The organism is Pimelobacter simplex (assembly GCF_024662235.1).
Taxonomy (GTDB): Bacteria; Actinomycetota; Actinomycetes; order Propionibacteriales; family Nocardioidaceae; genus Nocardioides.
Genome location: NZ_CP096276.1, coordinates 1,671,195 through 1,684,432, shown reverse-complemented (window position 1 = coordinate 1,684,432; position 13,238 = coordinate 1,671,195). Strand labels below are relative to the sequence as shown.

The window sequence follows — 13,238 nt, the reverse complement described above, 5'->3', positions numbered from 1 at the left end:
TGAAACCGGGTGCTCCCAGGCTAGGGCCCATGAACGACAACCTCCACCCCCCGGCGCCCCGCGGTGACCTCGCGGTCGACGCGACGGGCCTGGTCAAGACCTTCGGCGACTTCCGCGCCGTCGACGGCGTCGACCTCCAGGTCGCGCGCGGCGAGGTCTTCGGTGTGCTCGGACCCAACGGCGCCGGCAAGACCACCATGCTCTCCATGCTCGCGACCCTGCTGCCGATCGACAGCGGGCGCGCGTCCATCTTCGGCGTCGACGTCGCCGGCCAGCCGCACCGGATCCGGCAGCTGCTCGGGGTCACCGGCCAGTACGCCTCGGTCGACGAGAACCTCACCGCGACCGAGAACCTCGTGCTGTTCGCCCGGCTGCTGGGCCACCGCCCGCCGGCCGCGCGCACGATCGCGGCCGACCTGCTGGAGCGCTTCGGGCTGACCGAGGCCGCGACCCGGCAGATCAAGAACTTCTCCGGCGGCATGAGACGCCGGCTCGACCTCGCCGCGTCGCTGATCTCGCGCCCGCCGCTGATCTTCCTCGACGAGCCGACCACGGGTCTCGACCCGCGCACCCGCGGCCAGATGTGGGACACCATCCGCGAGCTGGTCGCGCAGGGCTCCACGATCCTGCTCACCACCCAGTACCTCGACGAGGCCGACCAGCTGGCCGACCGGATCGCCGTCATCGACGCCGGCCGCAAGGTCGCCGAGGGCACGCCGGAGCAGCTCAAGGCCGGCGTCGGCTCCTCGACCCTGCACCTGCGGCTCACCGACCGGACCCAGACCGCCGCCGCGGCCGCGGTCGTCGAGCGTGCGCTCGGCGAGGCGCCGGTGCTCACCCCGGAGGCCGGCGGGCTCAACGTCCCGCTCGCCAACGCCGACGGGGCCGGCGACGTGCTCATCGCGCTGCGCCAGGCCGAGCTGTCCATCACCACCGCGACCGTGCGCCAGCCCACGCTGGACGAGGTCTTCCTCGCCCTGACCGGGCACCACAGCGAGTCCACCGAGCACGAGCACGAGAACGAGGAGGTGGCCTGATGACCGCCCTCACCGACAGCCCCCGGACTCCCCTGGCCGCCCGCGCGGTCGTCGTACCGGAGGAGCTGGCGAGCCGCCCGTCCCTGCGCGAGACCATCGACCAGACCCTGGCGATGGCCTGGCGCGCGACCAAGAAGATGCGCCGCAACCCGGAGCAGTTCTTCGACGTCACGATCCAGCCGCTGCTGTTCACCGCGATGTTCGCCTACATCTTCGGCGGCGCGATCTCGGGCAGCGTCAAGGACTACCTGCCGCTGATCATCCCCGGCATCCTCGCCCAGACCGCGCTCACCACCTGCATGGCGATGGGCACCCAGCTGCGCGAGGACATGGACAAGGGCGTCTTCGACCGGTTCCGGTCGCTGCCGATCGCCCGGATCGCGCCGCTGGCCGGCCCCGCGCTGGCCGACGTCATCCGCTACATGATCGCCGCGACCCTGACCATCCTGGTCGGCATCGCGATGGGCTTCCGGCCCGGCGGCGGCTTCCTCGGCACCCTGGGCGGCTGGCTGCTCACGATCGTCGCGGCCTGGTCGCTGGCCTGGATCTTCACCTGGCTCGGCACCGTGGCCCGCTCCGCCCAGGCGGTGCAGGGCATCTCGATGATGATCATGTTCCCGCTGACCTTCCTGTCCAACGCCTTCGTCCCGGCCGAGTCGCTGCCGGGCTGGCTGGAGGCGTTCGTCAAGGTCAACCCGGTCTCGCACGTGGTCACCGCGTGCCGTGACCTGATCAACGAGGGCCAGGTCACCGCCGAGGTCGGCTGGGCGCTGCTCGGCTGCGCCGTGGTGGTCGCGATCTTCGCGCCGCTGGCGGTGCGGTCCTACTCGCGCAAGATCTGAGGCCTCAGCCCAGCAAGCGAGCGACGACGTCGCGGGTCTCGTCCATCAGGTCGGGCCCGCGGCGCTCGCCGTACTCGGCGGCGAGGAGGGCGAGCTCGCCGGGGGCGGCCTCCTCGCAGCGGGCCACCGCGCGGTCCCAGGACAGCGAGGGCACGAAGCGCGGGTAGGACATCCGCTCGGCCAGCGTCAGCACCCGGACCGCCTCGGCCGGGCGCAGGGTGCCGAAGCGCAGGGCCCAGGTGCCGAAGGCGAAGAGCATCAGCCCCACGACCGGTACGTCGACGAAGGTGCGGTCGCGGTCGAGGACGCGCGGCAGCGCCGCCACGAGCCAGCGGTAGAGCTCGCGGCCCTGGGCCGGGCGGTCGTGGAGCGCGAACGCCAGGATCGCCACGGTGTTGCCGTAGATCCGCCACGGCGCGATGTCGGTGTCGATGCCCATCCCCGGGAACCGGACCGCGGCCATCGCCTCGGCGGCCTGCTCGACGATCCGGCAGCCCTCGTCGACCTGGCCGCGGGCGAACGCGATCTCGGCCTGGGTGACCAGGAGCGTGCCGCGGGCGCCGACCTGACCGCCGCCGCCGGAGACGAGGTCGGTGCGCGCCAGCACCTCGTCGAGCACGCGCTCGGCGGCATCGGGGTCGCCGCGCTCGATCCAGGCGACCGCAGCGACGGTCATCGCCTGGAGCGCGTCCTCGTGGGCACCCAGCCGCACCAGGATCGGTACGGCGGCCCGCGCGTGCGGCTCGGCGGCGCTGAGGCGCCCGACCTGGCTGTAGAGCCCGGCCAGCTGGGCGTGGAGCACGGCCCGGGTCCAGGGACCGCCGTCGTCGGTGGCGAGCACCAGCGCCTCCTCGGCGGCCTCGATGGCCGCCTCGGGGTCGCCGATGTTCTCGCGCTCGTGGCTGCGCCACTGGAGCGCGACACCGCGGACCAGCGGGTCGGGGTCGTGGATCAGCGCGTCGGAGGGCGAGAGCAGCGGGCTGGCCGCCGGGGCGCTCGCGCCGAGGACGACGGTGGTCATCGCGGCGACGCGGGGGCTCGTCGTACCGGGGCCGAGGCGGGCGAGCTCGGCGAGCAGGTCGTCGAGGACGTCGAGCTGGGCGATCCACGAGTTGACCAGGGTCAGGCACAGCGCCGCCCGGGTCTGGTCGGCGCGCTCGGGCGCGGCCGGCACCTCGCTCAGGACGGCGGAGACGGCCTCGCAGAGCATGATCACGCGGGCGTGCTCGCCGCGGATGCTCCAGAAGCCGCCGAGGGCGGCCATCAGCGAGGCGACCGCGTCGGGGTCGGGCCCGGCCAGCGCCCGCCGCAGGGCGTCGGCGAGGTTGTTCTCCTCGATCGCGATGGCGTCGACGGTGGCGACCTGGTCGCGGGTGAAGAGCCGCGCGCCGAACCGGTCGGCGACGGCGAGCGCCCAGTCGCGGTGGTCGCGCTGGGCGGCGGCCTCCTCGCCCGCATCGACCAGCTGCATCCGGCCGAACTCGCGGACGGTCTCGAGCATCCGGTAGCGCAGCGGCGCGCCGGCGCCGGCGTCGACCAGGGTCAGCAGCGACTGGGCGACGAGCTCCTCGACGCTGACGAGCGCGTCGGCGCCGAGCATCGACTCGGCCGCGTCGAGGGTGAACCCGTCGTGGAAGACCGAGAGCCGGCGCAGCGCGCGGCGGTCGCGGTCGGCGAGGAGGTTCCAGGACCAGTCGATGACGGCGAGCAGGGTCTGGTGCCGGTCGGGGGCGCTGCGGTCGCCGCCGCGCAGCAGCGCGAACCGGTTCTCGAGGCGGGTCGCGATGTCGCCGACCGACATCGCCCGGACCTTGACCGCGGCCAGCTCGATGGCCAGCGGCAGGCCGTCGAGACGTTCGGCGATCTCGGTGACGGCGGCCTCGGGCAGGGCGACGCCCGGGCGCGCGGCGAGCGCGCGATGCCGGAACAGGTCGCTCGCGTCGGCCGCACCGAGCCGGCTCAGCTCGAAGACGTGCTCGGCGGTGATCGCCAGCGGCGCACGGGTCGTGGTCAGCACCCGCAGCGAGGGGGTGACCGCGACGAGGAAGGCGACCAGGTCGGCGACCGCCTCGACCAGGTGCTCGCAGTTGTCGAGGACCAGCAGGGCCGGGGCCTGGTCGAGCTGCTGGGCGATCCGGGAGCGGACGTCGCGCTGCTGCTCGGGGGTCAGCACCTTGCGGCCGTGGACCGAGTCGCGCACGCCGAGCACCGAGCCCACCTCGGAGACCACGTCGGCCGGGTCGACGACACCGACGAGCTCGACCACGTGGACCACCGGCTGCTCGGCCTCGGCCGCGACCAGCTGGGCCAGCCGGGTCTTGCCCAGACCACCGGGGCCCACGATCGAGACCACGCGGTGGGTCCGGACGAGCGCGCGCAGCCGGGTCAGGTCGTCGTCGCGGCCGACCAGGCTGCTGGCGTAGTGGCTCAGCCCGGAGCGGACCGGGCGGTCGCGCAGCAGCAGCTCGGCGTGGAGCGCCTGGAGCTCGGGCGAGGGGTCGACGCCGAGCCGGTCGGCCAGGCCCGCGCGGTAGCTCTCGTAGCGGGCGAGCGCGGCCGGCACGCCGCGGACGGCGGCCTCGCTGCGCAGCAGCGCCGCCAGGCAGGCGTCGTCGCGGGCGGCGTCGCGAGCGCCGGCCCCGGTACCGGTGCCGGTCCCGGCCGCCTCGAGCAGCGGGAGCGCCTCGTCGTGGCGGCCCAGCGCGGACAGGATCCGGCCGGCCAGCGCGGGCCGGCCGTCGAGGTGGGGCAGGTGGGCGACGGCCTCGCTCCAGGCCCCCGCGGCGGCGGCCCGGCGGGCGGCCTCGACCGCGTGGTCGTGGGTCCAGACGTCGACGTCCCCGGTGTCGAGCGCGAGCCGGTAGCCGTGCCCGGCGCGCTCGACGACCTCGGCGGCCGTGGCCGAGCGGGCCCGGGAGACCACGACCTGGAGGGCCTTGGTCGGGTTGGCCGGCGGCTCGTCGCCCCAGATCTCCTCGATCAGGCGCTCCTCGCCCACGGCCTTGCCGCGGGCCTCGGCCAGCACGGCGAGGAGGACGCGGGTGCGCTCACCGGGGACGGCCGCGCCGTCCCAGGTGACCTCGTCGGCCAGCCGCAGCCGCGGCCCGGCGCTCAGCGTTGCACCGCTCCGGTCAGCTCGGCGGCCCGGGCGACGGCGGCATCGCGCGCGGCCCCGGTCTCGGCCTCGGTGAGGGTGCGGTCGGGAGCCCGGAAGCGCAGCGCGAAGGCCAGCGACTTCTTGCCGGCACCGATCTGCTCGCCGGTGTAGACGTCGAAGAGCCGCACCGTCTCGAGCAGCTCGCCGGCGCCCTCGCGCAGCGCCGCCTCGACGGCGGCCACGGTGACGGCGTCGTCGACGACGAGCGCGACGTCCTCCTTGGCCAGCGGCATCGTCGAGAACGTCGGCCCCGGGGTCACGTCGGTGGCGGCGGCCATCAGCGCGTCGAGGTCGAGCTCGACCGCGGCGCTGCGGGCCGGCAGGCCGTAGGAGCGGCACACCGTCGGGTGCAGCTCACCGGCGTGGCCGACCTGGACCCCGGCGATCGACACGACCGCGCACCGGCCCGGGTGCCACGGCATCCGGTTGGCCGAGGCGACCTCGACGGTGACGCCGAGCTCGCCCGCGAGACGTCGTACGACGGCCAGGGCGTCGCTCCACGCGGCGTCAGCACCCGCACCCCACCAACCGGAGCGGCGCCGCTCGCCCGCGAGGACGACGGCGAGGTGCTGCGGCTGGAGCGGGAGCGCCTCGACGAGCTTCTCGAGCTCGGCCGGGGACGGGCGGGTGTGCACGCCGTAGATCGGGGCCGGGCCGTTGTCGGCCGGGAAGGCCACGGTGCCGGTCTCGAAGAGCGCGACGCCGGGGGCGCCACGGCCCAGGTTGCGCCCGGCCGCGTCGAGCAGGCCCGGCAGCAGCGTCGTGGTGTAGGCGGGCTCCTCGCTGGAGAGCGGGTTGGCCAGGCCGACCGTGGTCCGCAGCGGGTCGCCGGCCGGCAGGCCGAGCTTGTCGAAGGTGGCCTCGCCGACGAACGGGAAGCTCACCACCTCGACCAGGCCGGCCCCGGCGAGGGTGCGCCCGACCCGGCGGCGCAGCCGCTGGGTGCGGGTCAGGCCGCGGCCGGTGGCCCGGCGCGGCAGCACGCTCGGGACCTGGTCGTAGCCGACGATCCGGACGACCTCCTCGACCAGGTCGTAGGGGTCGTTGAGGTCGGGACGCCAGCTCGGCGGGACGACCTCGATCGTGCCGGCCTCGAGCTCGGTGACCGTGGCGCCGATCGCGCGGAGGTTCTCGACGGTGGTCATCGCGGAGATCTCGATGCCGCTCAGGCGCGCGGGCAGGTCGGTGGCGATGGTGATCGCGGCGCGCTGGGGCGCGGTGCCGACGAGCGTGGCGCCCGGCTCGGCCGTGGCTCCCCCGTGCTCGACGAGCAGCTCGACCACGCGGTCGGCGGCGACGGCGGGCAGCAGCGGGTCGACGCCGCGCTCGTTGCGCTTGCCGGCCTCGGAGGTCAGCTTGTGGCGCCGGCCGGTGCGGAACATCGAGGTGGCGTCCCAGTGCGCGGCCTCGACCAGGATCCGGGTCGTGGTCGCCGACATCTCGGTGGTCGCGCCGCCCATGACGCCGGCCAGGCCGATCGGGCCGGAGTCGTCGGTGATGACGAGGTCCTCGGTGCTGAGCGTGCGGACGGCGTCGTCGAGCGTGGTGAGCTTCTCGCCCTCCCGGGCCCGGCGTACGCCGAGCGCGCCCGCGACCTTGTCGGCGTCGTAGCCGTGGATCGGCTGACCGAGCTCGAGCATCACGTAGTTGGTGATGTCGACGGCGAGCGAGATCGAGCGCATGCCGGCCTGCTCGACGCGCTGCTTGATGTGGTCGGGGGTGGGCGCGGCCGGGTCGAAGCCGCTGACCAGGCGCGCGGCGAAGACCGGGCAGCCGGCCGGGTCGTCGACGACGACCTCCCAGGCCTTGCCGTCGGCCTCGGGCAGCGTGCGCTCGGCGAGGTCGGTGAACGGCACGCCGAAGCCGAGCGCCGCCTCGCGGGCCACGCCGCGCAGCGAGAGCGCGTAGGCCCGGTCGGGGTTGATCTCGAACTCGATGACCTCCTCGTCGAGCCCGAGCAGGCCGAAGACGTCGTCGCCGGGCGCACCGGCGTCGGCGGGCAGCACCAGGATGCCGTCGTGGTCCTCGCCGATGCCGAGCTCGCGCACCGAGCAGATCATCCCGGCCGAGACGTGGCCGTAGGTCTTGCGCGCGGAGATCTCGAAGCCGCCCGGCAGCGCACCGCCGGGGAGGATGACGACGACGAGGTCGCCAGGCTCGAAGTTGTGGGCGCCGCAGACGATGCCCACCCCTTGAGCAGCCTCACCGGTGCCGTTGGCGCGGTTCAATTCAACACCGACGTCGACGGTGCACCAGTTGATCGTCTTGCCGTTCTTCTGCGGCTCGGGCTCCTTGGTGAGCACCTTGCCGATGACCAGCGGGCCGCGGATCTCGGCGCCCGCGGCGTGGATGCCCTCGAGCTTGAGACCGAGCGCGGTCAGCCGGTCGGTCAGCACCTCGGTGGTGACCTCGGCCGGCAGGTCGACGAGCTCCCGGATCCAGGAGACAGGGGCCTTCATGTCAGAGCTCGCTTCCGAAAGCGGTAGTGAAGCGCACGTCGCCCTCGAAGAGCGTGCGCAGGTCCTCGAGGCCGTGACGGAACATCAGGGTCCGGTCGATGCCCATGCCGAAGGCGAAGCCCGAGTAGCGCTCGGAGTCGACGCCGCAGGCCTGGAGCACGCGCGGGTTGACGATGCCGCAGCCGCCCCACTCGATCCAGCCCTCGCCGCGGCAGGTGCGGCAGGCGTCGGAGTCGACGCCGCGGCACACGAAGCAGATGAGGTCGACCTCGGCCGACGGCTCGGTGAACGGGAAGTACGACGGCCGGAACCGCGTCGTGATGCCCTCACCGAACATCTGGCTCGCGAAGTGGTCGAGCGTGCCCTTGAGGTGGGCCATCGAGATGCCCTCGTCGATCGCGAGGCCCTCGACCTGGTGGAACATCGGCGAGTGGGTGGCGTCGTACTCGTCGGTGCGGAAGACGCGGCCCGGGCACACGACGTAGATCGGGGGCTCCCGGGTCAGCATGGTGCGCGCCTGGACCGGGCTGGTGTGGGTGCGCAGCACGACGTGGTGGTCGGCCGGCTCGGTCCAGAAGGTGTCCTGCATGGTGCGCGCCGGGTGGTCCGGGCCCAGGTTGAGCGCGTCGAAGTTGAGCCACTCGGCCTCGATGACCGGACCCTCGGCGACCTCCCAGCCCATCGCGACGAAGATGTCGGCGATCAGCTCGGCACCGGTGGTCAGCGGGTGCCGCCCGCCCACCGGCTCCTCGTCGGTGGGCAGCGTGACGTCGACCGCCTCCTCGACCAGGATGCGCGCCTCGTGCTCGGCCTCGAGCACCTCGGTGCGCGCGGCGAGCGCCTGGTTCACCGCACCGCGGGCCTGGCCGACCCGCTGGCCGGCCTCCTTGCGGGCCTGGGGCGGCAACGCACCGATCTCCCGGTTGGCCAGCGCGAGCGGCGAGCGGTCGCCGGCGTGCTCGCTGCGCACCGCCTTGAGCTGCTCGAGGTCGGTGGCGGCGGCGATCGCGGCCAGCGCGGCGTCGCGCGCGGCCTCGAGCTCGGCAGGGCTCACGGCGGCGACCTCCACAGGGTCGTAGTCAGTATTCGGGCCAGACATCGGCGCAAGTCTAGGAACCGGAGGGTCCGGACCGCGAACCGGTATTCACTCCGGGGGGAAGCGCTCGGCGATGGCGGTCAGCCGGGCGACCTGTGCGGGCCAGTCGACGGCGTCCGGGACGTTGGTCATCCCGGGCCGCATCCCGGCCGCGCCGTCGATCATCTCGCGCAGCACGTCGGCGTGCCCGGCGTGCCGGTGGAGGTCGGTCAGCACGTGCACGGCGACCTCGTGCAGCGTGGTCTCGGCGCGTCCCTCGGGCCACCACGGGACGCGTCCGGGGGCGTCGAGCGCGAGCTCGTCGAAGGCCGCGTCGGCGAACTCCCCCACGCGTGCGTAGAAGGCGACCAGCTCGGCCGCGGGCAGGTCGGCGGGCACGGTCCAATCGGCCTGGGGGTCGGTGTCGTAGGCGTCGTCGGGGATGAGGGCCGGGTGCAGCGGCTCGGGCCAGGCGCGCGCGAAGGTCGGGCCGAAGTAGCCGATCTCGACGTTGGCGCAGTGGAGCACGATCCCGAGCAGGCTGGTGCCCGTCGGGGTGCGCGGCAGCCGCAGGTCCCGCTCCCCCAGGCCCTCCAGCTTCCAGACCAGCGCGGTGCGGGCGCTGGCGAGGTACTTGCGGAGGACGACGGCGGGCGGCGGGAGCGCGGTCATGACCTCATTGTGCCGCCGGAACCCGGGGCCAGGTGGTCACCAGGCGCGCGCCGCCCCCAGGCCGGTCGTCGACCACGATGGTGCCGCCGTGGGCCCGGACCAGGCCGCGCACGATGTAGAGCCCGAGGCCGGAGCCGCCGCCGGTGCCCTCGGTCCAGAACTTGGTGAAGATGCGCTGACGCAGCTCGGGCGCGATCCCGTCGCCCTCGTCGGTCACCGTCACCGCGACGTACGACGCGTCCTCGGCCCAGGTGCCGACGTGGACCCGGACGGTGCCGCTGCCGTGGCGCACCGCGTTCTCGGCGATGTTGGTGAGCACCTGCATCACCTTGTCCGGGTCGGCGTCGACCGGCGGCAGGTCGTCGTCGACGGCCAGCTCGATCGGCGTCGAGGTGACCACGCCCAGCGACTGCACGACCCGGTCCGCCTTGGCCCCGAGGTCGGTGGGCCGGCGGTGCAGCTGGAGCCGGCCGGTGTCGATGCGGGCCACGTCGAGCAGCTCGGTGATGAGCCGGCTGAGCCGGTCGGCGTCCGCGCCGGCGGTGGTGAGCATGAGCCGCTTCTGCTCGTCGGTGAGCTTGTCCCAGCGGTTGAGCAGCGCGTGCACGAAGCCCTTGACGCCGGTCAGCGGCGAGCGCAGCTCGTGGGCCAGGGTGGCGACGAGGTCGGAGCGGTCCCGGTCGAGCCGGGCCCGGCCGCGGCCCGAGCGCAGGCTGACGGCGACCGCGCCGACCGGTCCGCCGCGCTCGGCGCGGTGGAGGCGGGCGGTGACCAGGACCTCGGTGCCGTCGGGCAGCAGCCAGGACTGCTCGGGCACGCCGGTCCGGGTCGAGAGCCCGTCGTACGGCGTGTTGACCGCCGTCCACGCGAGCGCCTCGTGGTCGGAGAGCGCGAGCACCTCGTCGAGCGGGCGGCCGACGGCGTCCGCTCCGGTGCCGAGCATCCGCGCGCCGACCGTGTTGATCGCGGTGACCCGGCCGTCCGGGCCGGCCACGACGACGCCGTCGGGGAGCAGGTCGAGGGGGTCGGTCACCCGTTCATCATGGCGCGGGCGCTGGCGTAGAGACAGACCGCGGCCGCCGTGGCGAGGTTGAGCGACTCCGCCGCGCCCAGGATCGGGATCCGGACCCGGTGGTCGGCCAGCTCGGCCAGCTCGGGCGGCAGGCCCCAGGCCTCGTTGCCGAACAGCCAGGCGGTGGGCCGGGCGAGCAGGTCCTCGGCGCCGAACAGGTCGACCTCGCCCTCGCCGTCGGCGGCCAGCACGGTCAGGCCCGCGATCTGGGCGCGCCGCACGGCGGTCGCGGCGTCGCGCTCGACCTCGATCGGGACGTGGAAGAGGCTGCCGACGCTGGCCCGCACGGTCTTGGGGTTGTAGGGGTCGACGGAGTCACCGGCCAGCACGACGCAGTCGGCGCCGGCGGCGTCGCTGGTGCGGATGACCGTGCCGGCGTTGCCGGGGTCGCGCACGTCGGCGCAGATCGTCATGAGCAGCGGGGTCGGGATCCGCTCGTTGTCGAGGAAGCGGCACACCGCGACCAGGCCGGCCGGGTTCACGCTGTCGCTCAGGCCGCTCATCGCCCGCTCGTCGACCAGGGTCAGCGGGGCGGTGCCGAGCAGGACGTCGTACTGCTGGGCGGCGGCCGGCGTCGCGAAGACCTCCACGACGCAACCGGGCACCGCGAGGGCGCCCTCGACGGCCTTCGGGCCGTCGGCAAGGAAGAGCCGCCGCTCGGTTCGCACCGAGCGGCGGCTGAGCTTCCGGGCTTCCTTCACGCGGGAGTTGCCCGCGGTCAGGGGGTCCGTCATGTGACTCAGGCGGAGACCTGGGGCGCGTTGACGTCCTCGGGCAGCGCGGCCTTGGCCTGCGCCACGATCGCCGAGAAGGCGGCCGGGTCGTTGACCGCGAGGTCGGCGAGGATCTTGCGGTCGACCTCGATGCCGGCCAGGTTCAGACCCTGGATGAAGCGGTTGTAGGTCAGGCCCTCGGCGCGAGCGGCCGCGTTGATCCGCTGGATCCACAGGCGGCGGAAGTTGCCCTTGTTCTTGCGCCGGTCGTTGTAGCTGTAGACCAGCGAGTGGGTGACCTGCTCCTTGGCCTTGCGGTACAGCCGCGAGCGCTGGCCGCGGTAGCCGCTGGCCCGCTCGAGGGTGGTACGACGCTTCTTCGCCGCGTTCACTGCGCGCTTGACGCGTGCCATCTTCTTACTCCTTGTGTGGTGCTAGGTACGAAAGCGGCTGGTCAGAGACCGAGCATCTTCTTCGCGCGCGGGACGTCGTTCTTGGCGACCTCGACGGTGCCGGTCAGGCGGCGGGTGACCTTGGAGGCCTTCTTCTCGAGGTTGTGGCGCTTGCCGGCCTTCTCGCGAAGGATCTTGCCGCTGCCGGTGACCTTGAACCGCTTGCTGGCACCGGAGTGCGTCTTGTTCTTCGGCATCTCGTCTCTATCTCTCGTTGCTGTGTGTACGTCTCAGGCGCTCAGGCGCGACGCTCAGGCGTCGATCTCGGGGTCGAGGTTCTCGGAGCGACCCCGCTCCTTCTTCTGAGCGGCCGGCTTCACGGCGACGCGCTCAGCCTGGGCGGCGGCGTCGGCGGCAGCCTCGGCCTCGCGCTCGGCGCGCCGCTCCTCCTTGGCCGCCTTGACCTCGGCCTTGGCCTCGGCCTTCTTCTTGTGCGGGCCGATGACCATGGTCATGTTGCGGCCGTCCTGCTTGGGGTTGGACTCCACGAAGCCCAGCTCCTGGACGTCCTCGGCCAGCTTCTGCAGCAGCCGGTAGCCCAGCTCGGGGCGGTGCTGCTCGCGGCCGCGGAACATGATGGTGATCTTGACCTTGTCGCCGGCCTTGAGGAAGCGAACGACGTGACCCTTCTTGGTCTCGTAGTCGTGCGCGTCGATCTTGGGCCGGAGCTTCATCTCCTTGATGATGACGTTGGTCTGGTTCCGTCGCGCCTCACGGGCCTTCTGGGCGTTCTCGTACTTGAACTTCCCGTAGTCCATGAGCTTGCAGACGGGCGGCTTGCCCATCGGGGCGATCTCCACCAGGTCCAGGTCGGCCTCCTGCGCGAGCTTGAGGGCCTGGTCGGTGGGGACGATGCCGACGGTCTCGCCGTTGGGTCCCACGAGACGGACCTCGGGAACCCGGATCCGCTCGTTGATGCGCAGCTCGGTGCTGATGTGTCCTCCAAATTCGAACGGTAGGAGCTCAGCAGCCGCAAAACGCGAAAGTGGCTCCCGCTAGTCACGAAGCGGAAGCCAGTCACGAGCCCCGGTGCTCTCCGCGCGTTGGCTACGCCCGGGGAGCGGTGGTGCTCTCCATGGACCGGACCCGACGACCTGGCGGCCGTTGCGGGTGGGAGACGATGGTGCTGGTCCCCGCTTGTGGGATCTGCCGTGCCGGTGAAGGCATGACAGATCGGTCAACGCCAGATGCTATCTGACTTGTTCCCGGGTCCGCTAATCCGCGGCGCTCGAGCCCAGCCAGCCCCAGCCCCCGTCGTCGAGCTGGACCGGCTGCCAGCCGGAGGCGAGCCGGGGCAGGTCGTCGCCGTCGAGGACGAACGGGTGCGGGCCGGCGACATCGACGACGAGCGCGGCGGCCCCCTCCTGGACGGCGGTCGCCGCCGCGAGGTGGGCCGCCACCGGCACCGGGCGGGCCTGGGGGTCCCAGCGGGTCAGCGCGGCGAGGTCGGAGAAGGCGAGCAGCGCCAGCCGGCCGTCGGCGCCGGTCAGCAGCACCGCCGCCATGTCGCTGGACTTGTCGCGGGCCAGGCCGTCCTCGCCCACCTCGACCTCGCCGAGCATCGCGACCACCGGGACGAGCAGGCGGGCGGGGGCCAACGCCGCGAGGACGGCCGGGTAGGGCGCGGTCCCGCTCGCGTGGCCGGTGAGCGCCGCGGCGAGGGCGGTGTCGGCGGACCCGTCGTCGTCGACGTACTCCGAGCCCTGGAGGCGGCGGGCGTCGGGACGCTCGTTCGGCGATGCGGTCACGGGCACATTCT

General features: G+C 73.4%; 12 protein-coding genes. 2 read left to right on the top strand and 10 right to left on the bottom strand.

Features of this window, described 5'->3' with window-relative positions:
- Positions 1–29 precede the first annotated feature (29 nt).
- Both M0M48_RS08055 and M0M48_RS08050 read left to right on the top strand, forming a co-directional pair.
- Positions 30–1,037 (top strand): ATP-binding cassette domain-containing protein, encoded by a 1,008-nt coding sequence (locus M0M48_RS08055; RefSeq protein ID WP_215814960.1) that lies wholly within the window; start codon positions 30–32, stop codon positions 1,035–1,037.
- Positions 1,037–1,879, top strand: coding sequence for an ABC transporter permease (locus M0M48_RS08050; RefSeq protein ID WP_215814961.1), 843 nt, complete (start codon positions 1,037–1,039; stop codon positions 1,877–1,879). Before M0M48_RS08055 ends, M0M48_RS08050 begins: the two co-directional genes overlap by 1 nt.
- 4 nt (positions 1,880–1,883) lie before the next feature.
- Here the strand turns inward: M0M48_RS08050 and M0M48_RS08045 are convergent, their stop codons facing one another.
- The 10 genes from M0M48_RS08045 to M0M48_RS08000 form a co-directional block, all read right to left on the bottom strand.
- A complete protein-coding gene (locus M0M48_RS08045) occupies positions 1,884–4,970 on the bottom strand; it encodes an AAA family ATPase (RefSeq protein ID WP_257759348.1) in 3,087 nt (1,028 codons plus the stop codon).
- 20 nt (positions 4,971–4,990) lie between these two features.
- The gene (gene pheT, locus M0M48_RS08040; protein ID WP_257750736.1) at positions 4,991–7,495 is read right to left on the bottom strand and encodes a phenylalanine--tRNA ligase subunit beta; all 2,505 of its coding nucleotides are present in this window, start codon (positions 7,493–7,495) and stop codon (positions 4,991–4,993) included.
- Position 7,496: 1 nt separating this feature from the next.
- Positions 7,497–8,594 (bottom strand): phenylalanine--tRNA ligase subunit alpha, encoded by a 1,098-nt coding sequence (pheS, locus tag M0M48_RS08035; RefSeq protein WP_257750735.1) that lies wholly within the window; start codon positions 8,592–8,594, stop codon positions 7,497–7,499.
- A 45-nt stretch (positions 8,595–8,639) separates the two neighbouring features.
- Positions 8,640–9,242, bottom strand: a complete 603-nt coding sequence (locus tag M0M48_RS08030) for a DinB family protein (protein ID WP_257750734.1) — start codon at positions 9,240–9,242, stop codon at positions 8,640–8,642.
- Between the two features lie 4 nt (positions 9,243–9,246).
- On the bottom strand, positions 9,247–10,275 hold the full coding sequence (locus tag M0M48_RS08025) for a sensor histidine kinase (RefSeq protein ID WP_257750733.1): 1,029 nt from the start codon (positions 10,273–10,275) through the stop codon (positions 9,247–9,249).
- On the bottom strand, positions 10,272–11,048 hold the full coding sequence (locus tag M0M48_RS08020) for a TrmH family RNA methyltransferase (RefSeq protein ID WP_215814966.1): 777 nt from the start codon (positions 11,046–11,048) through the stop codon (positions 10,272–10,274). Before M0M48_RS08020 ends, M0M48_RS08025 begins: the two co-directional genes overlap by 4 nt.
- 5 nt (positions 11,049–11,053) lie before the next feature.
- Positions 11,054–11,440, bottom strand: coding sequence for a 50S ribosomal protein L20 (rplT, locus tag M0M48_RS08015; protein ID WP_257750732.1), 387 nt, complete (start codon positions 11,438–11,440; stop codon positions 11,054–11,056).
- Positions 11,441–11,481: 41 nt separating this feature from the next.
- Positions 11,482–11,676 (bottom strand): 50S ribosomal protein L35, encoded by a 195-nt coding sequence (gene rpmI, locus M0M48_RS08010; protein ID WP_028654205.1) that lies wholly within the window; start codon positions 11,674–11,676, stop codon positions 11,482–11,484.
- Positions 11,677–11,730: 54 nt separating this feature from the next.
- Complete coding sequence (infC, locus tag M0M48_RS08005; RefSeq protein WP_308220392.1) at positions 11,731–12,396, bottom strand: translation initiation factor IF-3; 666 nt, start codon at positions 12,394–12,396, stop codon at positions 11,731–11,733.
- A gap of 297 nt (positions 12,397–12,693) precedes the next feature.
- Positions 12,694–13,227 carry an SseB family protein gene (locus M0M48_RS08000; protein ID WP_257750730.1) on the bottom strand — a complete coding sequence of 178 codons (534 nt, stop codon included), beginning with the start codon at positions 13,225–13,227 and terminating at the stop codon, positions 12,694–12,696.
- Positions 13,228–13,238: the final 11 nt, after the last annotated feature.